The organism is Paenarthrobacter nitroguajacolicus (genome assembly GCF_007786235.1).
Classification (GTDB): domain Bacteria; phylum Actinomycetota; class Actinomycetes; order Actinomycetales; family Micrococcaceae; genus Arthrobacter; species Arthrobacter nitroguajacolicus_A.
In genome coordinates this window covers 11,923-34,815 of the sequence record NZ_VNFK01000008.1, presented here as the reverse complement: position 1 = coordinate 34,815, position 22,893 = coordinate 11,923, and the positions used below count along the sequence as shown (strand labels likewise).

The following is a 22,893-nucleotide window of genomic DNA, read 5'->3' as shown; positions in this document are numbered from 1 at the left end:
TAGGCCCATTGTTCGTTTCGTCAGGAAGCCACAGACCCTGACGAAACAAGTCGCGGAGTCTTCCACGCCCGGTCCGGAACCTTGCCGGTCACCAAGGCTACAGCGATCACCAACAGCACCAAGCCCCATGTTGCATTGGCAACGTCAAGTGCGGACCTCATCACCACGAACGGCGGGATGATGGCCAAGACTGTCCCGACTGCGATGCGCCACATGGCAGGCCGTTCAGCACCCGGTGCCAAAGCAGTGCTTGCAAGCTCCAGGCGAACAAGCGGCATGGAGACCAACAGCACCAGCGCCCAAGCCGCAACATAGAAGGCGGGCCGGCTGAGCCACCACTCGGCGCTCGCAGGCTCGGGGAATGGCAACCGCAGGAGCAGGGCGATGCCGAACATCGCGATGATCAGAGGCAGATGCCACAAGTAGATGGTCATGGCCCGGCTGCCCACAACGAACATCACCTTCTGCACCCAGCCAACGTGCACACAGCGCCGCAGCACCGGGTACGCGGCCTTCACCAGCAGGACATGTGCCAGGCCCACCAGGACCAGCGGGAACATGGGTGGGTTTTGGCTGGTCAGCATGTCCACGGGGTACGGGCCGGCATGAGTGAGCGGAACCAGGATGGCGTAGCAAGCGGCCGCGGCAACAATCAGCTTCCAGCGGGCGAACCGGTCGAAGAAGCCGTCGGCGTAGAAGAACCCCAGTTGCTGCAGCAAGCCCCACACGAACACCATGTTCAGCAAGCCAATCGGGTTTGAGTCGAAGCCCCAAGGGTTGCGTTCCAAGCCCAAGCGAAGAACATCGACGACGACGGCGCCCGCGGCCAGCGCCGCGATGGTCCGGTACGGTGCCAGTTGGTGGAGCTTGGCCATCGTAGGCACCATGCCCTGGCAGATCAGATAGGCGGCCAGGAACCACAGTTGAACACCGGCACCCGCAGCGATAACGGTCAGCAAGTCACCGGGGACGCCCGCCGCCGTCGCGCTCCATAACGCAATGGCGAGAAACGCGTACAAGGCGACCGTGGGTCGCACCAGTCGCAGCACCCGGTTTCTGAGGTAATCGCCTGCGTCACCGCCCCTGCGCTGCAGGCTGCGCCACGAGGTCAACGAGGCAAAGCCGCCCACTACGAAGAAGAGTGGCATGACCTGCCCAAACCACGTGCCTTGGGCGAACCAACTCAGGGATGTCAGCGGATTTCCTACGCCGATCCCGGACTCATCCACGCTGATGCCCATCATGAGAAGGTGCACAGCCACTACCGCAAACATGCAGGCCACACGGATGAAGTCCACCACCAGGTCGCGGGATGCAGGGGCGCTGTTGGCGGAGCTGAGGTTAGGGCGGAGGGTGGAAGACATGGGAGCTCCTGGGATTTGCCATTGTTTATCCATCGAGTGGATTAACTGTAACTCACCAAGTGGCGTGGCGTCGACGTCTTGTTCAGAAAGGTTGCGGCTTTCGGGTCAGGAATAGCTGGCGGGGCGTAGCCTGAAAGGGAGGGCCCTCCTCGGTGCCCAGAGCGTTTGCCCCAGTGCATTCAGGTCCCACGAACCCACCCCAACAATGAACGGCAGCGCTGATCACTATGCACATCAGGGAATTTTGGAGTCAGCTTTCTCCGGACACGCAGCAGTGGCTTATCGACAATCCGGGCAGCATGATCGTGCCCCGAACAATGACGGCCATCTTCAATGGTGAAACAGGCGAACATGGAGCCGTGGATATCCACGGCGGCACGTTGCTCACTGCCGACGATCAGCTCTTCATCCAGGGGCAGGCTCGGGAGAATGCAGAGAGGACCGCGGAGGGTCCCAAGTTCTTCGATGCTGTGGGCCCCGAGGACTAAGCCCTCGTAGCTGCCGGCGGGCCCGCTAGCGCCGGCGGGCCCGCTAGCGCCGACGGGCCGCCAGCCCGAAAAGCCAGGTGCCACCAAGGGCTGAAAGGTATCCGGCGATCACAATGAACGCCGTGCCCGCCCAGAAGTAATCGATGGTGCTGTCCGCGCTCAGTCCCGGCATGACCTGCAGGAGCGAGTACCCGGCAATGGCGATCGCCACCACCAGGGCGGTGACGGTGAGCCATACCCATAGCCGGGAAGCGGCCCAATGCTCGCCGTAGCCTTTCCAAACATTCCAGCTGCAGCCCGTACGGAGGATGAGCCAACCGGCGGGAAGCATCACGGCACCCACCACCAGGAAGGCGGCCACGACGTCGGCCGGGCGGTGCCACTGGTTGATGAGCGTGGAAACGCCGGTGGCCACCGCGAAGGTACTGCCGAGGAATCCGGCCAAGGGGCGCCACCGTGGGGAAACCATCAGGAACACTGCGGCGGCAGCTGAAGCGGCGAGCGTTGTGTGGCCCGAGGGCAGCGAGTTGAGCTCGAGGGTCTGGACGCCGCGGTCAGGCCTGTCCGGGATGAGGAATTTGAGTGCCTGCGTTGCTACATTGGCCGCGATGCAGGCCATCACGGCGATGCCAGCGGCAGTCCAGCGTCGGCGCGCGACGGTCACGAAGAGCACCATGATGGCGGCGATTGCGAGGGAAAGCATGGGAAGCATGTCGAGGAAGTCCGTGGAGGCCCTTCCAGCAGTTCCGCCCAGCACTGTGGCTTCAACCAGTGCCGATTCGTCGATGAACTGACCGGCAGTAGTGCGCACAAAGAAGTAGTACGTCGCAGCCAGCCCTACCACGCTGGCGACCGTGGCCAGGCAGAAAAGGAAGCCTGTGCCGGCGCCGGGCTCGCGCTCTCGAAGCGGCCGTTTGCTCGACCTCCCGCTGGTGCGGAATTGCTGGGAACTCATTCTGTCAAGACTGCCACAGTTCTCTGGATGGCTCATGTGAGCGCCACCTTCGCGATCCGGGCCGTCGTGAGGCATACGCAACATTCCTGTGACGCTTGACACGTGTTAGGCGACGGGCATACGCTTCCTAACACGTGTTAGGGAAGGAAATCTACATGCCGGGAACCAATGGTGCTTTGCGTCAATTCACACGCAGAACCGCCCTCACAGCCCTCGGAGCCGGAATTGTTGGAGCAACCGCGGCGTCGTGGCCGCGTTTGACCGGGGCCGACATTCCAGGCCGGGGAGACAACAGCCTCAGCATCGCCATTATGGGCACCGCCGCGGATGCCGCAGCCCGCCAGAAGGTCATCGACGCCTTCGCAAAGGTCCACCCAGAGATCAAGGTCAAGGTCCAGGCCATCCAGGCCGTGGACTGGAAGGACTTCTTCACCAAGATCCTCACCATGGTGGCAGCCGGCACTCCGCCGGACGTCGTGTACGTCGCAACCGAAGGCGCCCAGCTGTTCGCCGAGAAGTTGGCACACCCGCTGGACGAGTACCTGCGCCGCGATGCCGACCACATGAAGGAGTACTTCGCGGACGTCCACCCCAGCCTGGTGGAAGCGTTCATGTACAAAGGCAGCCTGTTCCAGCTCCCCATCGACTGGAACGCAGCCAACATGTATTACAACACCGCATCACTCAGGCAAGCTGGCTTGGAGCGACCGGCCGACAACTGGACGCACACCGACTTCCGCAGCACCCTCGCCGCCATGAAGAAGGCAAACCCCAAAGACTTCACGCCGTACTACTGGACCAACCGTCTCTTCGGCGGCGTGGTGCCTTGGCTCTACGCCAACGACACCAGCTTCCTCAAGGAGACCAAATCCCCGGGCGGCGAATGGTTATGGGACGGCTTCTACGCCAACGACCCCTCACGCAGCCTCCGCTCCGGTGGCTACCAGTGGCTGGAACCCAACGCCGATGACCCCAGAGTCTTCGAATCCTTCGACTACCTCCGCGGACTCGTCAAGGACGGCCTTGGCGTCCGGCCCGAGGAAGGTGGCGGCAGCGCACTGATCGGCCTCTTCGCCTCCAACAGGATAGGTACGACGCCGGCAGGCGGCTATTGGGTGCAAGGCCTCCATGAAGCGGGGATGACAGAGGACGGCTTCGACGTCCAGTTCTTCCCCAAATGGCGGACCCAGCGGCACCAGTTCGGCACGGCAGGCTACGCGATCATGAAGACCGCCAAGGACAAGGATGCCGCCTGGGAATGGGTGAAGTTCAGCTCAAGCCTGGAGGCCATGCAGATCGTATTCCCCACACCGAACACCACCCCTGCCCGCCGCTCCATGGTCAACGAGCAGCTCTACGCGGGAACAGGCCCACGGAACTGGAAAGTCTTCTACGACACCTTGGACCGGTTCCCCACCACAGGTCCCATTCCGGCGCCACCCCAGCAGGCCGCCGTCGAGACCGCCCTCATGAAGAACGTCAGCCTGGCTGTCAGCGGCGACGAGCGCCAACTCAAGGACGCTCTCAGCTCCATGCAGCGCGATCTTGAACTTGCCTTGAGGAGGCAGCCATGAGTACCGCAACCAGTACCCCCACCGGGACGGGGAGCGAGCCGGGGCGAAAGCCCGCGCATAAGGGCAGCTCCACCTCCAAGCGTGGCCGCGTCCAGCAACGGTGGCTGCCGTGGGCCTTCCTGGCTCCCACCATCGTGGGCATGGGCATCTTCACCCTGCTCCCGATCGTGGCCTCGATCGCGCTGGCGTTCTTCCGCTGGGACATCATCTCGGCGCCGACGTTCGTGGGCTTCGACAACTTCGCCGAGGTGGTCCAGGACCCGACCGTGAGGGTGTCGTTCCTGAACACCATCGTGTTTGTGGTGGTGGCAGTAGCGCTCCAGCTAGGACTGGCGCTCGGCTTGGCGATCATGGTGCAGGAAAAGCTCCCGGCTTGGCTCCGGGTGTTCTTCCGCTCGGCGTTCTTCTTCCCGCTGATCCTCTCCGCAGCCTCGGTATCGATCTTCATGCGCTACCTCTTCAACGAGCAGTTCGGCGTCGTGAACTGGTTGCTGTCCATCGTTGGCATCCCAGCGGTCCCGTGGCTGACGACGCCAGGCGGGTCTGCCGCCGTCGTGATTCTTGTCTATGTGTGGCAGAACTTCGGGTTCTCGTTCCTGCTGTTCATCGGCGGGCTGGCCTCCATTCCGGTGGAGACGTACGAGGCCGCGTCCATTGACGGCGCCACGGGTTGGCGTAAGCACTGGTTCGTAACCCTGCCCCTGCTGAGCCCCACCACCCTGGTGGCCTCCGTCATGGCCATCATCAACGCGCTCCAAGTGTTCGACCAGCCCTACGTCCTCACCCGCGGCGGGCCCGGCGACTCAACGCGCACAGCGGTGATGGTGATCTTCGAGTCCGCCTTCCAACGGCTCGAGTTCGGCCAGGCCTCGGCGATCGGCGTGATCCTGACGCTCATCATCATGGCCATCACCGCCGCGCAGTTCCGGCTCAGCAAACGATTCGTCTTCTACCAGTAAGGCCCGCCATGACCATCATTCAAGAACGTGTCACCACCACGGCGCCCGTAGTTACACGGAAGAAGCGCGACTGGTCAGTGGCCGTCCGCGTCGTCGTCTTGCTGATCGCATCCGTCTTTGTCCTGGGCCCGGTGTTGTGGACGCTGTCCACGTCGCTGCGTCCGCCGTCGGAATCCTTCCAGTTGCCGCCTGCATTCCTGCCGCTGAACCCGGACCTGACCTCCTACGAGCAAGTGTTCAAGCAGCTCAACATCGTGGCGCTCGTAGTGAACAGTGCACTGGTGACCGGGCTGATCGCAGTGGGGCAGATGCTGACGGCAGCGTTGGCCGGCTACGCCTTCGCCCACCTGAAGTTCCGCGGCCGGGGCGCGCTGTTCTCGATCGTGCTGGCCACCATGATGGTCCCCGCGCAGGTGACGATCGTTCCCGTCTTCATGCTGATCCGGGGCGTGGGCCTGTCCGACACGCTGCTGGCACTGATCATTCCGGCCATCCCGACGGCGTTCGGCACCTTCCTGATGCGCCAGTACTTCATGGGGTTGCCCGGCGAGCTCGCCGAAGCGGCAGCGATCGATGGAGCCTCGCCGTGGCGGACGTTCCGTTCCGTGTATGCACCGCTGGCCATGCCTGGCCTGGCCATCGTGGGCATCCTGGCGTTCAACTTCCACTGGAACGAGTTCTTCAGGCCACTCATCATGACCATCTCCGAACAGAACTTCACGCTGCCACTGGGATTGGTCTCGCTCCAAGGCAACCTGGGCACCGGAAGCATCTCAGTGGTGCTGGCCGGAGTTGTCCTCTCCATGATTCCCGCGCTGGTGGTGTTCATGTTCGGCCAGCGTGCACTGCAGGACGGACTCACCGCAGGCACCGGCAAGTAATTTTATCTCTTCTTTCTGAAAGGGGTTCCGTTGACGGACCTTGCACTTATTGATTCACTCGCCTCCGCCGCCACACACCCGGATCCCGCCTTCCCACGCTTCCACCCCCGTCCGGCACAGGGATGGATCAACGACCCCAACGGCGTCAGTTACATCAACGGCCAGTACCACGTGTTCTTCCAGTACAACCCGGACTCCGCCAGGCATACCCAGATCCAGTGGGGACACGTGAGCTCCCCGGACCTGGTCCAGTGGGAGGAGCACCCCGTGGCGCTTTCGCCGCAGCCAGGCGGGCCCGACTCCGCCGGGTGCTGGACCGGTGTTGTGACCTCTGATGGTGGCGTCCCGACGGCGGCGTACTCGGGCGTGAAGGATCACGGCGGGCACTCGCAGGTGGTCATTGCCCGCGGTTCCTCTGACTTGGTGACGTGGGAGCAGGACGGCCACGTGGCTGCGTCGATGCCTGAAGATCCGTTGGTGACTGCGGTCCGCGACCCTTTCATCTTCCGCTTTAACGGTGCTCGATATGCCATGCAGGGTGCCGGTCTGGCTGATGGGCGCGCTGCGCTGTTGCTCTACACCGTGGAGGACCTGAACGATTGGAAGTACCAGGGCATCTGGCTGACCACTGCTGATCCCGTGGCGGCGGTTCATACACCGGCTGAGATCTGGGAGTGCCCGCAACTGGTGCAGGTGCCTTCCGGTGAATGGGTCATGATGTTTTCGCTGTGGCTCTCCGGAGACGATCATGAACACGCCAACGGAGTGGGGCACCTGATCGGCTCCCTGTCCGCGGATCCCGTCTCAGGGCTGCCCGTGTTCGTGCCGACCTCCGGTGGGAAGTCCGATCTGGGACGCGACTTCTACGCCCCGCAGATCGTACAGCTTGAGTCCGGTTCTACGCCCGCTGCGTTGCTGTGGGGCTGGGCCAACGAAGGTCCCGGACGTGACGGCCGCCGCGGCCGCAGCCAGGAAGAAATCGACGACGCCGGATGGGCGGGCGTGTTGACGCATCCTCGCGTTTTGTCCGTGGTTGACGGCGCGCTGGCTGTTTCTCCTGCGCCGGCGGTGGAGGCGTACCGGGGTGCTTCCGTGGCTTCGGATGCTGCTGGTTCGATTGTTGTTCCGGGGTTCGCCGAGGTGCTGGTTCGGGGTGCCGGCTCCGGCCCTGTGGACCTGGTCCTCGGCGCGGGGGACGACGCGCAGGTGGTCTACTCCGGGTCCCTGGCTGCGGGGGAGGAGCTGCGGATTTTCATCGATGCATCCCTCGTGGAGGTCTACCGTGCCGGCGGCGTGGCTAAGACGCTCCGGGCCTACCCTGCTCCGGGCGAGGAATGGCAGCTCACGTTGCCCGCCGGCGCGACTGCCGACGTGTGGGAGTTGGCGCTCCCCGCTTAGGCGGCAGGCCGGCGTCGTGCGCTTTTGTGCGTGGGTGCTGGCTAGAGACGTTGGAAACCCGCTATTCCGCTGCCGGCCAGCAACGGAACAGCGGGTTTGCGACGTTCAAGACCTAGCGCGTGGGCGCCGGGCCGGTCGATTCACGGGTGACAAGGCGGCAGGGGACCATCGTCTCAACAGTGGTCCCCGTTGCTGTCCCATCGTTTCCTTCGATGGCGTCCAGCAACGTGGTCATGGCGGCGCGGCCAATCTCGCGCAGGGGCAACGCCATGGTGGTGAGGGCCGGGACCATGGTGTCGGCGATCCGGGCCTCGTCGTCGTAGCCCATGATGGAGAGGTCTTCGGGGACACGAAGGCCCAAACGAGCGGCGGCTAGGGCCACGCCGACGGCAAGGCGGTCGTTCGCGCACATGATGGCCGTGGGGCGCTCAGCCGGGGACACGTCGTCGAGCAGTTTCATGGCGCCGTGGAAGCCGGCATCGATGTCCCAGCCAATCATGAAGATCCGACCCTCGCTGGCCTTGAGTCCGGCAGAGGTGTGGGCGTCCCGGTAACCCTGGACACGCAGCGGAGCCGCGGGGGAATCCTCCGAACCGGCAAGCAGGGCGATGTCCCGGTGACCCAACGTCAGCAGATGCTCGGTGGCTTCGCGGCCGCCGGTGACCTCATCCGGGATGACATGGTGCAACTGCGGCTGGGGGTGGGCGTCATAGCAGTTGGCCAGGACCGAGGGTACCCGGAGCATGCCCTGCGGAACATCAATCGGCTTCAGGCCCACGGTCACGTACATGAGCCCATCTACCTGCCTGTCCAGGAGTGTCTCGATGGCACTCGCATCCCTGGCGGTATCGCGTTCGGTGTCCATCACGACCGTGACGAAACCGCGGCTTCGGGCGATGTCGTCCGCTCCGCCGATGATGTTGCCGTCGAAGGGGCTGACCACCACCTCGTCGGACAGGATCCCGATGACCCGTGAACGCTGGTTCCGCAGGCTGAGCGCGATGGCGTTGGGGGAGTAGTTCAGTTCCACCGCCGCGGCCCGGATCCGGTCCTGGCTCTCCTTGGCCACATTGCCATCGCCACGGCCATTCAGCACCAGCGAGACCGCGCTCCTGGAGACCCCGGCTCTCTTGGCGACGTCCAGTGCAGTGGCCTTGCGGTTCATGGGCTTCCTCTCCTGCCGGTTACTCAGCAGTCTACCTAACGCGTGTGAGGGTTCTGCGGGCTGTCACGTGGAGACGGAGTAGCCAAAGGAGGACATCATGGACTGCATCAGGTTGGACGTCCAGATGCCCGCGATCACCATGCTGACGACGAAGACGGCGATGGTGGCCCATACAGGCCACAGTCCACGCTTCTGGGCGACCTTCTGCACAATCACCGACCGGCCGATCACGTAGACAAACGCGCTCAGGAACGCCCAGGCCCAATGGAAGGGACGCACGACGCCGGACTTCAACAGCCGCTGATGGTCCAGATATGCGAAGAATACCGACAGGCCGTAGATCACAAAGCCCGAGACCATCAGAAGGAAGTAACCCGGCGTGTAGATGGACAAGGGGTCCACCGTGGTGACGCCTTGCCGTGTGGTGACCATCCGGAATTCCGGTTGCCAGGTGAGCATGAATACAAGCGAGACCAACGGCAACAACGTGATGGCCCAAATGAAGGGGTTGTACACCGGCGTTTGCGGGCTGATCTCAGTGCGTGGAGGCTGGAATGCCGGCTGGTACTGGGCCTGCCGTGGAGCTTGGTTGGCCGTCCATGCGTGCCCATCCCACCAGCGGACAAATCGCGGGTCCGAAGGATCCGGGTACCAGCCGGGAGGTGTTGTTGAACCGGGCGTTGATTGAGTCATATCTCCCCCACATTGAGTCGTGATTCTGAGAATATCGCGATTGAGCTCTCTCGGTTGTCAGAAGCCCCTCCCCAGCCCTCATCCAGCGGTGTAAGGATGGAGCATGACCTTCTTCGACGACCTCCCTGAGCCGCCTGCGCGGCCACGTCAACCGCAGCCGATCCGGCCCGGATGGTTCGGGCCGCCGTCGGATGAACTCCCGGGCATCGCGCCGGGCGGTTTCGTGCACCGCGGCGCCAACTCGGTGGTGGCTCTGAAGCTCGTGGAGGTGTACTCCACGGGGTGCCTGTTGGATCTGGCGTGGTCCATCCGGCGAAGCGACGAATCGGACCAGGAGTGGCGAGACATCCAGGAGAACAGCTTCAGTCGCCCGGGCCTGCCGGGAATCATGATCGGGGTAGGCCTGGCTGATGGGCGGAAGGCCATCGCAGCCCATCCCACGCCCTCCATGTTTGAGGATACCGACGACGTATCAGGACCAGTGCTGACCCATCGCGGAGGAGGCGGCGGCAGCGCAGGCGATGAACAAGTGGACGGCTCCGCCCAGTACTGGCTGTGGCCGTTGCCGGTGGAGGGAGACACCACACTCGTTGCCAAGTGGGACGACCTCGGAGTGCCGGAGAGCTCGATGACTGTGTCCGGTGAACAGCTGGGCAACGCGCTGGGACACGTGCGCCGATACTGGTCCGAGTAAGTTTCCACATAGCAGGATTGGCCAGTATTTGGCCTGCGGAGCCGCCGGTACAGTGGCACTATGCCTGCTCTTCCCTCCCTTGAAGAACTCCTCGATTCCGCCCACGTCGTCTCGCTGCCCATGCGCGTGAAGTTCCGCGGCATCATGGAGCGCGAGACGCTGCTTCTCCGCGGACCGCGCGGCTGGGGCGAATTCTGCCCCTTCCCGGAATACGACGACGACGAATCCTCCCGCTGGCTGGCCGCCGCTTTGGAAGCCGGCTGGCTTGGCTTTCCTCCAGCCCTGCGTGACAGCATCCCGGTCAACGCAACGGTCCCCGCCGTCCCCGCCCACCGCGTTCCTGATGTACTTGCCCGCTTTGGGCGGGTAGATGCGGTCAAGATCAAGGTCGCCGAACACGGTCAGGAACTGTCGGACGACATCGCGCGGGTGACCGCCGTTCGCGAGGCCCTGCCCGAGGCCGCCGTCCGGGTGGACGCCAATGGCGGTTGGGATGTGGACCAGGCAGTGGAGGCGCTGGGCAAGCTCTCAGCTTTCGGGCTGGAGTACGCGGAGCAACCTGTTCCGACCATCGACGGCTTGGCTGAGGTCCGCCGTCGGCTTGCTGCTGCTGGAACACCGGTGCTGATCGCCGCCGATGAAAGCGTTCGCAAGGAGGACGATCCCCTTCGCGTGGCACGGGCAGGCGCCGCGGACCTCATCGTGGTCAAGGTGGCCCCGCTCGGGGGAGTGCGGCGTGCCCTGAACATCGTCCAGCAGGCCGGGCTGCCCGCCGTCGTCAGTTCAGCCCTGGATACGTCGGTAGGTATTCGTGCCGGACTGGCGCTCGCAGCTGCCCTGCCGTCGCTTCCATATGCCTGCGGCCTGGGCACCGTTTCGCTGTTCGCCTCAGACATCACCCTCGACCCTTTGGTGGCCGACGACGGCGCCATCCAGTTGCGCGACACACACGCCGATGCCGGGCTGCTTGAACAGTACGCAGCCTCCGGGGAGCGTCGGGATTGGTGGCTGGACCGGCTCCGCCGGGTACATGCCGTCCTGGCGCAGAACCAGCACGGTTTGTTCACCGGGTCTTAACCAGAGCGACCTCTCAGATTCGGATTGCGCTGAAAGGCTCAGCGGGAACCTCGTACACACTCTGGAAGGTCCCCCCATGTCAGAAACCAACGGACGCACGTTTGCCCTGCTCCCCATGCTCGGCCACACCAAGGGCAAGCGCAGCCCCGTGACGTGCGCCTTGAAGTGCGACAACGCCTGCTCGGGCGACGTCTGCAACACCAGCTCCAACGGCTACTTCCGCGACATCGCCTCCACCGCAATGTCCCGCCGCGCGGCCCTGGGACTTGGCGCCGCCGGTGCGCTCGCCGTCGTGCTCGGTGGTGCAGTAACGGGAGCCGACACCGCGGTTGCCGACTCAGGCAACGGACTGTCTGACGCTGCGAAGAAGGGCTTCGACAAGTCCAAGCTCAAGTTCACGGCCATCAAGCCGGTGGACGCAGCCGTTGATGCTTTCACGGTTCCCGAAGGCTTCGACTGGAAGCCCATCATCCGTTGGGGCGACCCCCTGTTCGCCGATTCACCGGCCTTCGACCTCAACGCCCAAACCGCCGCTGCTCAGGCCCGCCAGTTCGGCTACAACAACGACTACACGGACATCCTGCCCATCCCGGGCTCCAAGGACCGCCGTGCGGTGCTCTTCACCAACCACGAGTACACCAACGAGAACATCATGCTCCCGGTAGGCTTCGACGCGGCCGAGGCACGTGCCATCGGACGTGCCGGGCATGGCCTGGCTGTGGTGGAACTCGAGCGTAAGAACAAGAACAAGCCGTGGAGCTACGTCCAGGGTGCACCCCTGAACCGCCGCTTCCTCACAGACACTGTCTACGAGCTGACCGGACCTGCCGCCGGCACCAACCTGGTCAAGACCATCGACGACCCCGCCGGCCGCTGGATCAAGGGCACGCTGGGCAACTGCTCCGGCGGAACCACGCCATGGGGCACCATCCTCTCCGGCGAAGAAAACTTCAACGGCTACTTCGCAGCTCCGGGCACCAGCGACGGAGACAAGCGCTATGGCATCACGGCCAACCCCACCTCCCGCAAGTGGGAGCTCGACGAGCCGCGCTTCGATACTCGCAACGCCGGTTACGCCAACGAGACCAACCGCTTCGGCTGGATTGTGGAAGTCGACCCGTTCGACCCCACCTCTACGCCTAAGAAGCACTCGGCCATGGGTCGCTTCAAGCACGAGGGCGCAAACGTCATCGTGGCTCCGTCCGGCAGGGTTGTTGCTTACATGGGCGACGACGAGCGTTTCGACTACCTCTACAAGTTCGTCTCCAAGGGCAAGTACCAGCCCGGTGACTCCAAGGCCGCCCGCAAGAACAACATGGGCCTGCTCTCCGAAGGCGACCTCTACGTGGCCAAGTTCACCGGTGATTCACCGGCCGACATCGACGGGACCGGCAAGCTCCCCGTCGATGGCGCGTTTGACGGCACCGGCGAATGGCTTCCCCTGGTGGTCAACGGCACCTCGGCCGTTCCGGGGATGACCGTGCCCGAGGTCCTGGTCTACACCCGCCTGGCAGCCGACAAAGTTGGCCCCACCAAGATGGACCGCTGCGAAGACGTTGAGCCCAACCCGCGTACCGGCAAGGTCTATGTTGCGTGCACCAACAACTCGGACCGCGGCAAGCCCGGCAAGGAAGGCGCCACGGAGGTCAACCCCCGCACGCTCAACCGCGATGGACACATCGTGGAGATCACCGAGGGCAAGGAACAGACGGGCACCAAGTTCAACTGGAACCTCCTCTTGGTGGCCGGTGACCCGGCCAAGAACAACTCCACGTACTTTGCCGGGTTCCCCAAGGACAAGGTCTCGCCCATCTCCTGCCCGGACAACGTGGCCTTCGACTCGGCCGGCAACCTCTGGATCTCCACCGACGGAGCCCCCTCCACCATTGGTTACGCCGACGGCCTGTTCAAGGTCACGCTCGAGGGCAGGGACCGCGGCAAGGTGGAGCAATTCCTGGCCGTACCCCGTGACGCTGAAACCTGTGGCCCCATCATCCACGACGAAGAGCGGACCGTATTCGTCGCCGTACAGCACCCGGGCGAAGACGGCTCGTTCGCTGCTCAGAACTCGTTCTTCCCGGACTACGTTCCGGCTGGAGCCACTCCCGCCGCGGGTGCGGCGAGGGCCCCGCGGCCGTCGATCGTGCAGGTCTTCCGGAAGTAGTCTGCTCTGACGAATGCTCCCCTGCCCGGTTCCTTGGGCGGGGGAGTTTTTCGTCTCCCCGGCCCTCTCTCACGTCCCGCGGGTTTCTCCCCGGCCCTCTCTCACGTCCCGCGGGTTTCTCCCCGGCCCTCTCTCACGTCCCGCGGGTTTGGCCCTGACGCTCTCTCACGTCCCGCTTGCTGGGGGTGGGATGTGAGTGAGGGTCCGTGGTGTGGGGGTGGGATGTGAGTGAGGGTCCGTGGTGTGGGGGTGGGATGTGAGAGAGCGTTGGGGGCCGGCGGGCGCCAATAGACTGGAGCGGTGACTTCACAGGACTCTCTGACATCCATCGCCGCCGCCCGGATTGCCGTGACGGCACTGCTCGACGGCGGTGTGCGGCACGTGGTGGTGGCGCCGGGTTCGCGGTCGGCGCCCGTGGCCTACGCCTTGGCCGAAGCTGAAGCTGCGGGGCGCGTCCACCTGCACGTACGGATCGACGAACGGGATGCCGGGTTCACGGCTTTGGGCCTTGCACTCTCCACCGAGGCTCCCGTGGCCGTAGTGACCACGTCCGGTACGGCTGTTGGCAACCTGCTTCCCGCCGTCATGGAAGCCAATCACTCAGCCGTTCCCGTGGTGGTGATCTCCGCGGACCGGCCCGAAGAACTCCTCGGAACCGGGGCGAACCAGACCACCATCCAACTGGACCTCTTCGGCGATCACGTACGCTTCGCCGTCGACGTCCCTGCCGGTGACCATCCGCAAAAGGCTGTTGCCACTGCGCTGTACGCCGCCACCGGCGCCCTTGAAGACACGCCGCCAGGTCCCGTCCAAGTGAACCTCGCCTTCCGCGATCCGCTGGTACCTGCTGACGGCGACGCCCTTCCGGCCGCTGCGGGACACGGCGTGTTCCATTACGACGCCGGTCCCCAGGCTTTGGATCTCCCGGCACCATCCAACGAACTCGCCGAGCGACGGACCGTTGTCCTCGCTGGCCATGACGCCGGACCGGTGGCCGAAGCCTTCGCCCGCGCCCACGGCCTTCCCCTGCTCGCAGAGCCGTCCTCCAACGCACGCTTCGGACCCAACGCGGTTGGCCCGTACCGGGTGTTGCTAGAGCACTTCGGTCCGGGTTCTCCGTCGCCCATCGAGCGCGTGGTCCTGTTCGGCCGGGCAACGCTGTCCCGCCCGGTGGCGTCGCTCCTGGCACGGGAGTCGGTGGAATCAGCCATCTATCAGCCCGTCCCGGTCGCTTGGTACGAGGCTGGCCGACGCCGCGAAATCCCCATCGAAACCCTCCCGCAACTCGCCGATTTCGCGGGACGCGGATCTGCGGAGTGGCTGGACTCCTGGCTCCTCGCTGGCGCCGCCGCCCAGCACGGCCTCGACGGAGTGCTGGCGGGGGAGGACGTTGCCAACGGTCCGTCCGTGGGTGCGACTGTCTGGGAACATGCCCGTGGGCAGCTGGTCCTCGGTTCTTCCAACGGCATTCGCGATGTGGATCTCGCCGGCCAACCGCACACCGAACCCATCGCCACGGTGTACGCCAACCGAGGCTTGGCCGGAATTGACGGCACCATCGCCACAGCCACCGGAATTGCTTTGGGCAGCGGACGTGAAACGACGGTCCTCTTGGGCGATGTCACCTTCCTGCACGACGCCGGTGGCCTGCTCCTGGGCCACGGCGAGCCAGTTCCGGACCTCCGCATCGTGGTCCTCAACGACTCCGGGGGTGCCATCTTCGCGCTCTTGGAACACGGTGCCGTGGAAGACTCGGGCACCTACGGGACCGCCGTCGAACGCCTCTTTGGTACCCCGCACTCAGTGGACATCGCGGCACTCGCTGCAGCGTACGGCGTCGGACACCAAGCGGTAAGTACGACGGCGGAACTCGCCAACGCACTCAAGTCGCCCCTGAAGGGACGCACCATTGTGGAGGTGCGCGTGGACCGGGCGGGCCTGCGGGCGCTCCATGCACGGATCAAGGCAGCCATCAACGCCGCAGTGGGCCAGGTCTTGACGGCCGGCTAGTCACCGCCGCGTTGCGCCGCGCACCTGTGCCACGGAAACCGACGCGGGCCACGGAAACGGGCCAGTGCCGCCCAAATTTGGGTGTCGGTAGCCCGTTTCCTGGGCACGGAGGAGTGTGCGTGGCCCGCGGTGGACTGTCCACATAGGCCAACTCTCCTCTCGAAACGCAGCAGCCTTCGGCAGAGACTGTTGCAATGCGAAGGCTACCCAAACTCATTCTCGCCAAGGACCTGTCCATCCTCGGAGGCGATTCCAGGCAGCTGTCCATGGATGCGAAGGCCGGAAAGCTCGTCCGCATCAGGCACGGTGTCTACGTCGATGCCCCTCAATGGCAGCAGTTGGAGAGCTGGGAACGGTACGCCCTGAACGTAGAAGCGGCAGCCGAGTGCTTAGCGGCTCCGACCATCTTCTCGCATCACTCGGCGGCGTCGATTCACGGCATTCCCACTATCCTTCGCCGTCAGCCTGTTCATGCTCTGACCACTTACGCCGGAGGAGGCCGTTCGCGTGCGGGGGTGAGACGCCACTTAGTAGCCGCAGGAAGCGAACGGGCCCAGGAGGTCAAAGGATTCTTGGTCACGGACAGGGTCCGAACGGTGTTGGACATCGCAGCGTCGGTTCCGTTTGCCGAGGCCGTCGTCCCGGTGGATTTCCTGCTGAACAGAAAGCGAAACTCCCAGCCTGTGAGCAAGGAGCAACTCCTGGACGGCATCAGCGCGACGTACTCCAAAGCAGCGGTCAGGCGAATCACTGCGGCGGCGAATTTTGGTGCCGGAAACTCTGGTTCAGCAGGAGAGTCCTACGCCCGTGCCCTGATGCACGTCCTCGGATTCGAGATGCCTCAGCTGCAGTATGCGGTGAACACCACCAGGGGAACGGTGTACACGGACTACTTCTGGGGGAGGGCCGGGCTGGTTGGAGAGTTCGATGGCCGCGAAAAGTACATGAAGCCGGAGTACTTGCAGGGACGTACGCCTTCCCAGGTAGTGATCGAAGAAAAGGCCCGCGAAGACGCCATACGCGCCACCGGCCGAAGAGTGTTCCGGCTGGTGTGGAGCGACCTGACGGTGGGCAAGCTGGAACGGGCGCTGGAGGCAGCAGGGGTTCCCCGCCGCCGTCGTGCATCTGCGCGCCACCCAAATTCGTAGGCGAACCGGAAACGGGAGGGCGACACCCAAATGTGGGTGTCGCCCTCCCGTTTCTGCGGCGCCAATCAATATGCGCGGCGCCAGCGAAAAGCTACGCTTCCTCGACGCCGATGTGCGTCGGGTCCAGGACTCGCCGCAGGAATTCCTTGGTGCGGGGCTGGGTGGGGGCGCTGATGACATTCTCAGCCGGCCCTTCCTCCACCACAACGCCGGCGTCCATGAAGACCACGCGGTCGGCAACTTCGCGGGCGAAGCCCATCTCGTGGGTCACCACCAGCATGGTCATGCCTTCCTGTGCCAGCTTGCGCATGACGGCCAGGACGTCGCCCACGGTTTCGGGGTCGAGGGCCGACGTGGGCTCATCGAAGAGCATCAGCTGCGGGTCCATGGACAGTGCACGGGCGATGGCCACGCGCTGCTGCTGGCCGCCGGAGAGCTGGTCCGGGAAGCGGTCCGCCAGGTGACCCAGGCCCACGCGTTCCAGGTTGCGTCGTGCCACGTCGCCGGCCTCGGACTTGGACCGCTTGAGCACCTTCATCTGGGAGATGGTGCAGTTGTCCAGGACGCTGAGGTGCGGGAACAGGTTGAAGTGCTGGAACACCATTCCAACGCTCTGGCGCATCCGGTTGAGGTCTACGTCGGGGTCTGTGGCCTCGAACTTCCCTACGTTGATGGTGCCCGCGTTCGGCTGCTCCAGCAGGTTTACGCAGCGCAGGAGGGTGGACTTTCCGGAGCCCGAGGGCCCGATCAGGCAGACCACCTGTCCCGGTTCAACGGTCAGCGAGATGCCCTTGAGTACTTCGTTGTTGCCGTAGGACTTACGCAGGTCCTTGATGTTTACGCCCGCGGCGCGAACGGTGCTGTTTACGACGTCGTTCATGACTGCCTGCCTATCGCTTCGTCCGCGCGGAGCGGCTTTCGAACTTCCGTGCCAGAAGGCTCAACGGGATGGTGATGACCAGGTAGAAGGCGCCGGCCACGAGCAGCGGGGTGAGGCCTGCGCCCAGGCTGGAGATGCCGTCGCGGCCAAACTTGGTGAGCTCGTACTGGGACGCGGTGAGGCCCAGGACGTAGATCAGCGAGGAGTCCTTGGTGAGCAGGATGATCTCGTTGGTCAGCGGCGGCAGGACGATCTTGAAAGCCTGGGGGATGACGATGGACACCATGGCCCGCCAGTGCGGCATGCCCAGCGAACGGGCGGCTTCCATCTGTCCCTTGGGCACAGCCTGGAGGCCTGCACGCAGGGTTTCAGCGATGTAGGCCGCAGCCACCATACCCAGCGACACCATCACGATGATGTTGACGTCCCACTGGATTCCGAAGGCCAGGGGAACGCCGTAGCCGAAAGCGATGAAGACCAGAAGGGCAGGAACGCCTCGGAAGAACTCGATGTATCCAGTGGCGAGCCAGCGGTACAGCGGGAACGAGGAGAGCTTCATCAGCGCGAGCAGGAGGCCGCCGGACAAGCCCACCACAAAGCCCAGGGCCGTATAAATGAGGGTGTTCTTGAGGCCCACCAGGAAGATGTCCGGGAACATCGGGCCGATCTTGGCGAAGTTGAAGACGCTGGTGCCAACCGTCTTCCAGTCCACGGCAATGATCACTGCGGCCACGGCCACAACGAAGATTCCGGCCTGGACGTACAAACTGACTTTGGCTCGTTGACGTGCAGTCATTGCCATGGTGTTCTCACATTCATGTTGCGCAGGTGGGGCCCCGAAAGGACTGCCTCAACAGTTCGTTTCGGGGCCCGCCTGCGTGGATCTCGGGGGAGCCGGGGCTCGGACTACTTCGTGGCTTCGCCGAACCAGGTGGTCTCGAACTTCTTCAGTGAGCCGTCGTCGGTGATGCGCTTCAGGGTTGCGTTCACGGCATCGGCCATGGCGGTGTTGCCCTTCTTGATGGAGATGCCCAGCTTCTCGCCCGTTGCGTAGTCTTCAACGCGCTTGAGGTTGGAGTCGTCCTTGATGGCGTAGCCCAGGACGGACTGGTTGCCGATGGCGGCGTCAATGGTGCCGGCCTTGAGGGCCTGGACCAGGAGGCCGGAATCTTCGAACTGCTGTGCGTCGATTCCCTTGTCCTTGGCGTACTGGGCTCCGGTGGTGGCCTGCTGGACGCCCACCTTCTTGCCCTTGGCGCCGTCGATGTTGCTGATGCCGGAGGCAGACGTGGCCACGAGGGTCAGGTCGTCGTCCAAGTACGGAGTGGAGAAGTCCATGACGTTCTTGCGGACGTCGGTGATGGAGATGGAGGAGATGGAGACGTCGCAACCGGTCAGTGCGGTGCCGGTCTCGATGGCTTCGAAGGAGCTGTCCACCACATTGAGTTCAGCCTTGACGTCCTTGGCGAGCTCGGCAGCGATGTCCATGTCGAAGCCGACAATCTTGCCGTCCTTCTGGAATTCGAAGGGCTCGTAAGGAACATCGGAGCACACCGTGAGCTTGCCGGCGTTGATGAGCTTCAGGCCCGAGTCACCCGACGCGGCCGGGGTGGACGAGCCACCGCAGGCGGTGAGGGCCAGTGCGCCGGCGGCGAGCACGGCGGCAATCTTGGTGCCGGACATAACCGAACGGGAGATCTGCATGTTGTTTACCTTTTGTTGCAGTGGATGCTGAACTGAGTCGGTTTTAGTGTAGCGCCGAACGTGAGATGTGCATCACAGGAAACGAAGTTTCACTATTGGATAACTACTTTACCCATTAATCAAGCACTCAAAAGGAGTATCAGTCTGGAATCCCAGATTCAGCGCTTAATGCCGAGAGCCTCAAGCATCGGCCTGAACTTGGCCCATGTTTCGGCCAATTCGGCCTCCGGCTGGGAGCCCTCCACAATGCCGCAACCCGCGTACAGGCGCACCGTGTTGGCATCTTCGATCACTGCGCCGCGGAGCGCGATGCCCCACTCGCCGTTGCCTGCGGCATCGAGCCAACCCACCGGGCCGGCATACGGTCCGCGGTCCAGATGCTCGAGTTTCCGGATCAAGGCACCGGCCACCAGTGTGGGTGTTCCGCAGACTGCAGCTGTGGGATGGAGCGCGTTGATCAAAGCCAGGCAGGTGGGGACATGGCCCTCGATATCCGCCAGCTCAGCCTTCACATCCGAGGCGAGATGCCACACATTGGGCAGTTCCAGAATGAACGGTTCGCTGTGCGAATTCATGGCCTCGGAGAACGGAGCCAACTGACGCGTCAGGGAATCGATCGCAATCTCGTGCTCGTGGCGTTGCTTCTCGGACCCGGCCAAAACCCGCTCGGCGTAGGCCATGGGGGAGTCGTCCACGCCCTCGGCATCCCTGCGGTCCAAAGTTCCGGCCAGCACACGCGCTTGCGCGGTCCTGCCCTCCACCTGGATCAGCATCTCCGGCGTGGCGCCAACCAGGCCATCAACGCCATACGTCCAGCACTCGCGATACCTGGCGGCGAGCTGGCGAAGTACCTCCGCAGCGTTGACTCCGTCCGGGAGGGTGGCCACGACGTCGCGCGCCAGCACCAGCTTCTCCAGCTTGCCGGCGCGGATTTCCTCCACTCCATCGGCAACAGCCTTCATCCAGTTGGCTTCGCTCAGGGAGCCATGGCTGAGGTGACCGGACCCGCCGTCCTGCGAAACGACCTCAGGTGACAGCCCGACGTCGGACCCTTCTGCGGCTGAACCGTCGCCGTTAGGCTCGGGCTCGGTAAGCCAGCGCTCCACGGACGCGAGGACGCCCGCCTCGGTGAGGGGACGGTCGTCGAACGTCAACTGTGTTGCCCAGGCGCGTCCGTCGCGGATACCGACCACCAGCTCCGGAAGGATCAGGCGGGAAACGTGCGGGGACGTCTTGGAGAAGGCGAAGGAGCCGAAAGCAACGGGGCCGGTGCCCGGGAGCTCAACATGGTCCGTGATTTCCGCCTCAAGAATGAGGTGCCGCCACCAGATGTCGGCCTCGAGGAAACGCTCTGGGCCCGTGGCGTTAAAACGCGTCAGCTCGCCGTAGCCAACCAGGCCGGCTTCGCGTCGTGACCAGCAAAGGACGTCGTCCCGGACCAGAAACGACGGCAGCCCCCCTGGGGATGATTCAACATCGAGGGGGACTGTCAAGGTACGGAGCGTGCTCGTCATGATGGAACTACAGTACTCCCGGGTGCGGGCAGAACCGGCCCCTTCTTCTACAGCGCAGCAAAGTCGGCTGAATGTCTGAGACAATTACAGGGTGAACCGAGCATCCTTGGAAAAGCGTCCGGACGAAGTTGCGACGATGTTTGATGATGTCGCCCCAAAATACGACGTCGTCAACGATGTGCTGTCCATGGGGCAGACCCGGCGTTGGCGCCGGATCGTGGTGGACGCCATGGATGTCAAGGTGGGCCAGAAGGTCCTTGACCTCGCCGCCGGAACCGGCACGTCAAGCGAACCGTATGCCGATGCAGGCGTGGACGTTGTTGCGTGCGACTTCTCCCTGGGCATGCTCAAGGTGGGCAAGCGCCGCCGCCCGGACATTGACTTCATTGCCGGGGATGCCACCAACCTGCCGTTCGCTGACAACAGCTTCGACGCTTCCACCATTTCCTTTGGCCTGCGCAACGTCGTGGAGCCCCGCAAGGCCCTCGAGGAAATGCTGCGCGTCACCAAGCCCGGCGGTCGCCTGGTCATCGCCGAGTTCTCCCACCCCGTAGTTCCGCTGTGGCGCAATCTCTATACCGAGTACCTGATGCGTGCGCTCCCGGCCATCGCCACCAAGGTTTCCTCCAACCCGGACGCCTACGTGTACCTCGCCGAGTCCATCCGCGCCTGGCCTGACCAGGACCATCTGGCGCAGTGGCTCAGCGATGCCGGCTGGACCGACATCACCTACCGCAACCTCAGTGGCGGCATCGTTGCCGTGCACCGTGCGCAGAAGCCCGCCGAGCACCGCGAAAGCGTTCCCGTGGCCAAGTTGCGCCGCCAGATCAAGCCGCGCCACCAGGCCGGCTGACTCGTACTGCCTGCTGATTTAGGACGACGTGAAAGTACTGATTGTTGGCGCGGGCCCTGCCGGGTCCACCGCCGCGTATTACCTCGCCCAGGCGGGCATTGATGTCACGGTTCTGGAAAAGACCTCCTTTCCCCGCGAAAAGGTCTGCGGCGATGGACTGACTCCGCGCGCGGTCCGCGAGATCCAGAAGCTCGGCCTCCCGCACTCTGTTGAGGAGGGGTGGCGCCGGAACAAGGGACTGCGCCTCATCGCCGGCGGCCGGACCATTGAGTTGCCGTGGCCCGAGGTTGCCGACTTTCCGACGTACGGCCTGATCCGCACTCGTCTCGGTTTCGACGAGGACCTTGCCCGTCACGCCCAGTCCGCAGGCGCCGTCGTCCTTGAACGCCACAGTGTCACGTCCGCGCTGCAGGCCGAGGACGGACGTGTCATCGGCGCCCGGGCTTCCATCCTTGACGAGTCCGGACGCAAGACGGGCGAAACGCGCGACTTTCATGCCGACGTCGTGCTCGCTGCCGACGGCAACTCGACCCGAACCGCGGTGTCGCTGGGCATGCACAAGCGTGACGACCGTCCGCTGGGCGTCGCCGTCCGCACCTACTTCACATCGCCGAGGCACGACGACGACTGGATGGAAGGCTGGCTGGAACTTCCCGGCAAGTCCGGCAAGCCGCTGCCCGGCTATGGCTGGGTGTTCGGCGTCGGAGACGGCACGTCCAACGTGGGCCTCGGCATCCTGAACTCGTCCAAGGAATTCGGCAAGCTCGACTACAAGCAGGTCCTCCGCGAATGGACCGCCGGTATGCCCTCGGAGTGGGGTTTCACGCCTGAAAACCAGGTGGGGGAGATCCGTGGCGCGGCACTGCCCATGGGCTTCAACCGCACACCGCATTACTCGCCCGGACTGCTTCTGCTGGGCGACGCCGGCGGCATGGTGTCCCCGTTCAACGGTGAGGGCATCTCCTACGCGATGGAATCGGCCCGATTCGCCGCAGAGTTCATCATCGACGCCTCCTCCCGTTCGGCTTCAGCCGGTTGGACCGCCGACGACGCCGACGCGCACCTTTCGCGGTACGCGGACTATGTGCGGGACCAATGGGGTTCGCACTTTACCCTGGGACGGGCATTTGCCGCGTTGATTGGTAAGCCGGCCGTGATGAAGCTTGCACTCCGGACGGGCATGCCCATTCCCGTGCTGATGCGCTTTGTGGTCCGCATGCTGGCGAACCTCACGGATCCGTCCGCGAAGGGCTTCGAAGACCGGGTGATCCGCGTCCTCGAGATGCTGGTTCCGGCAACGTCCAACACTTCTTCGCCTGGCGCTTTGACCGCAGCCGGCTCCGACACCGCGGTTTCCGCAACAACTAGTTAG

The 22,893-nt window shown here is 64.0% G+C and carries 20 protein-coding genes; 12 read left to right on the top strand and 8 right to left on the bottom strand.

All coding sequences use genetic code 11. The features are described 5' to 3' along the window. Positions 1–20: 20 nt before the first annotated feature. Positions 21–1,364: an acyltransferase family protein gene (locus FQP90_RS11915; RefSeq protein ID WP_144650502.1), complete on the bottom strand. Its 1,344-nt coding sequence runs from the start codon at positions 1,362–1,364 to the stop codon at positions 21–23. A gap of 305 nt (positions 1,365–1,669) precedes the next feature. Here FQP90_RS11915 and FQP90_RS11910 point away from each other — a divergent pair, with 305 nt between their 5' ends. Continuing rightward, entirely contained in the window at positions 1,670–1,852 is a 183-nt protein-coding gene (locus FQP90_RS11910; RefSeq protein WP_244296724.1) for a hypothetical protein, read from the top strand. Positions 1,853–1,895: 43 nt separating this feature from the next. Here the strand turns inward: FQP90_RS11910 and FQP90_RS11905 are convergent, their stop codons facing one another. Beyond that, positions 1,896–2,807: a phosphatase PAP2 family protein gene (locus tag FQP90_RS11905; protein ID WP_439898647.1), complete on the bottom strand. Its 912-nt coding sequence runs from the start codon at positions 2,805–2,807 to the stop codon at positions 1,896–1,898. A 155-nt stretch (positions 2,808–2,962) separates the two neighbouring features. Here FQP90_RS11905 and FQP90_RS11900 point away from each other — a divergent pair, with 155 nt between their 5' ends. The 4 genes from FQP90_RS11900 to FQP90_RS11885 are packed head-to-tail and all read left to right on the top strand — an operon-like array spanning position 2,963 to position 7,619. Then, positions 2,963–4,381: an extracellular solute-binding protein gene (locus FQP90_RS11900; RefSeq protein ID WP_144650493.1), complete on the top strand. Its 1,419-nt coding sequence runs from the start codon at positions 2,963–2,965 to the stop codon at positions 4,379–4,381. Beyond that, positions 4,378–5,340: a carbohydrate ABC transporter permease gene (locus FQP90_RS11895; protein WP_144650490.1), complete on the top strand. Its 963-nt coding sequence runs from the start codon at positions 4,378–4,380 to the stop codon at positions 5,338–5,340. The genes FQP90_RS11900 and FQP90_RS11895 overlap by 4 nt, the downstream gene beginning before the upstream one ends. Positions 5,341–5,348: 8 nt before the next feature. Next, positions 5,349–6,221, top strand: coding sequence for a carbohydrate ABC transporter permease (locus FQP90_RS11890; RefSeq protein WP_144650487.1), 873 nt, complete (start codon positions 5,349–5,351; stop codon positions 6,219–6,221). A gap of 30 nt (positions 6,222–6,251) precedes the next feature. Further along, complete coding sequence (locus FQP90_RS11885) at positions 6,252–7,619, top strand: glycoside hydrolase family 32 protein (protein ID WP_144650483.1); 1,368 nt, start codon at positions 6,252–6,254, stop codon at positions 7,617–7,619. Positions 7,620–7,731: 112 nt separating this feature from the next. Here the strand turns inward: FQP90_RS11885 and FQP90_RS11880 are convergent, their stop codons facing one another. Both FQP90_RS11880 and FQP90_RS11875 read right to left on the bottom strand, forming a co-directional pair. Beyond that, positions 7,732–8,784 (bottom strand): LacI family DNA-binding transcriptional regulator, encoded by a 1,053-nt coding sequence (locus FQP90_RS11880; RefSeq protein WP_144650480.1) that lies wholly within the window; start codon positions 8,782–8,784, stop codon positions 7,732–7,734. Between the two features lie 63 nt (positions 8,785–8,847). Further along, positions 8,848–9,477, bottom strand: coding sequence for a DUF2510 domain-containing protein (locus FQP90_RS11875; RefSeq protein ID WP_144650477.1), 630 nt, complete (start codon positions 9,475–9,477; stop codon positions 8,848–8,850). 103 nt (positions 9,478–9,580) lie between these two features. Between FQP90_RS11875 and FQP90_RS11870 the strand changes: the two genes are divergently transcribed. The 5 genes from FQP90_RS11870 (at position 9,581) to FQP90_RS11850 (ending at position 16,570) form a co-directional block, all read left to right on the top strand. Further along, entirely contained in the window at positions 9,581–10,171 is a 591-nt protein-coding gene (locus tag FQP90_RS11870) for a hypothetical protein (protein WP_244296722.1), read from the top strand. Between the two features lie 60 nt (positions 10,172–10,231). Beyond that, positions 10,232–11,248: an o-succinylbenzoate synthase gene (locus FQP90_RS11865; RefSeq protein WP_144650474.1), complete on the top strand. Its 1,017-nt coding sequence runs from the start codon at positions 10,232–10,234 to the stop codon at positions 11,246–11,248. 76 nt (positions 11,249–11,324) lie between these two features. Next, positions 11,325–13,412 carry a PhoX family protein gene (locus FQP90_RS11860; RefSeq protein ID WP_144650471.1) on the top strand — a complete coding sequence of 696 codons (2,088 nt, stop codon included), beginning with the start codon at positions 11,325–11,327 and terminating at the stop codon, positions 13,410–13,412. 300 nt (positions 13,413–13,712) lie between these two features. After that, on the top strand, positions 13,713–15,422 hold the full coding sequence (menD, locus tag FQP90_RS11855; protein ID WP_144650468.1) for a 2-succinyl-5-enolpyruvyl-6-hydroxy-3-cyclohexene-1-carboxylic-acid synthase: 1,710 nt from the start codon (positions 13,713–13,715) through the stop codon (positions 15,420–15,422). Between the two features lie 194 nt (positions 15,423–15,616). Continuing rightward, a complete protein-coding gene (locus FQP90_RS11850; protein WP_144650465.1) occupies positions 15,617–16,570 on the top strand; it encodes a hypothetical protein in 954 nt (317 codons plus the stop codon). 91 nt (positions 16,571–16,661) lie between these two features. Here the strand turns inward: FQP90_RS11850 and FQP90_RS11845 are convergent, their stop codons facing one another. The 4 genes from FQP90_RS11845 to FQP90_RS11830 all read right to left on the bottom strand — a co-directional run bounded on the left by FQP90_RS11845 (position 16,662) and on the right by FQP90_RS11830 (position 20,668). After that, positions 16,662–17,450 carry an amino acid ABC transporter ATP-binding protein gene (locus FQP90_RS11845; RefSeq protein ID WP_144650462.1) on the bottom strand — a complete coding sequence of 263 codons (789 nt, stop codon included), beginning with the start codon at positions 17,448–17,450 and terminating at the stop codon, positions 16,662–16,664. A gap of 10 nt (positions 17,451–17,460) precedes the next feature. Then, positions 17,461–18,252, bottom strand: coding sequence for an amino acid ABC transporter permease (locus tag FQP90_RS11840; protein ID WP_144650459.1), 792 nt, complete (start codon positions 18,250–18,252; stop codon positions 17,461–17,463). A gap of 104 nt (positions 18,253–18,356) precedes the next feature. Further along, entirely contained in the window at positions 18,357–19,154 is a 798-nt protein-coding gene (locus FQP90_RS11835; RefSeq protein WP_144650456.1) for an ABC transporter substrate-binding protein, read from the bottom strand. Between the two features lie 158 nt (positions 19,155–19,312). Beyond that, a complete protein-coding gene (locus tag FQP90_RS11830) occupies positions 19,313–20,668 on the bottom strand; it encodes an isochorismate synthase (RefSeq protein WP_144650454.1) in 1,356 nt (451 codons plus the stop codon). A 91-nt stretch (positions 20,669–20,759) separates the two neighbouring features. Between FQP90_RS11830 and FQP90_RS11825 the strand changes: the two genes are divergently transcribed. Together FQP90_RS11825 and FQP90_RS11820 are read left to right on the top strand one after the other, a co-directional pair. Continuing rightward, entirely contained in the window at positions 20,760–21,521 is a 762-nt protein-coding gene (locus FQP90_RS11825) for a demethylmenaquinone methyltransferase (RefSeq protein ID WP_090817170.1), read from the top strand. 28 nt (positions 21,522–21,549) lie between these two features. Then, the gene (locus FQP90_RS11820) at positions 21,550–22,893 is read left to right on the top strand and encodes a geranylgeranyl reductase family protein (protein ID WP_144650452.1); all 1,344 of its coding nucleotides are present in this window, start codon (positions 21,550–21,552) and stop codon (positions 22,891–22,893) included.

Coding starts and splice junctions, on each gene's coding strand:
- FQP90_RS11830 (WP_144650454.1), bottom strand. CDS start 20,668: ATGACGAGCACGCTCCGTACCTTGACAGTCCCCCTCGATGTTGAATCA.
- FQP90_RS11905 (WP_439898647.1), bottom strand. CDS start 2,807: ATGAGTTCCCAGCAATTCCGCACCAGCGGGAGGTCGAGCAAACGGCCG.
- FQP90_RS11880 (WP_144650480.1), bottom strand. CDS start 8,784: ATGAACCGCAAGGCCACTGCACTGGACGTCGCCAAGAGAGCCGGGGTC.
- FQP90_RS11835 (WP_144650456.1), bottom strand. CDS start 19,154: ATGCAGATCTCCCGTTCGGTTATGTCCGGCACCAAGATTGCCGCCGTG.
- FQP90_RS11890 (WP_144650487.1), top strand. CDS start 5,349: ATGACCATCATTCAAGAACGTGTCACCACCACGGCGCCCGTAGTTACA.
- FQP90_RS11915 (WP_144650502.1), bottom strand. CDS start 1,364: ATGTCTTCCACCCTCCGCCCTAACCTCAGCTCCGCCAACAGCGCCCCT.
- FQP90_RS11850 (WP_144650465.1), top strand. CDS start 15,617: ATGCGAAGGCTACCCAAACTCATTCTCGCCAAGGACCTGTCCATCCTC.
- FQP90_RS11870 (WP_244296722.1), top strand. CDS start 9,581: ATGACCTTCTTCGACGACCTCCCTGAGCCGCCTGCGCGGCCACGTCAA.
- FQP90_RS11860 (WP_144650471.1), top strand. CDS start 11,325: ATGTCAGAAACCAACGGACGCACGTTTGCCCTGCTCCCCATGCTCGGC.
- FQP90_RS11845 (WP_144650462.1), bottom strand. CDS start 17,450: ATGAACGACGTCGTAAACAGCACCGTTCGCGCCGCGGGCGTAAACATC.
- FQP90_RS11865 (WP_144650474.1), top strand. CDS start 10,232: ATGCCTGCTCTTCCCTCCCTTGAAGAACTCCTCGATTCCGCCCACGTC.
- FQP90_RS11875 (WP_144650477.1), bottom strand. CDS start 9,477: ATGACTCAATCAACGCCCGGTTCAACAACACCTCCCGGCTGGTACCCG.
- FQP90_RS11900 (WP_144650493.1), top strand. CDS start 2,963: ATGCCGGGAACCAATGGTGCTTTGCGTCAATTCACACGCAGAACCGCC.
- FQP90_RS11895 (WP_144650490.1), top strand. CDS start 4,378: ATGAGTACCGCAACCAGTACCCCCACCGGGACGGGGAGCGAGCCGGGG.
- FQP90_RS11840 (WP_144650459.1), bottom strand. CDS start 18,252: ATGGCAATGACTGCACGTCAACGAGCCAAAGTCAGTTTGTACGTCCAG.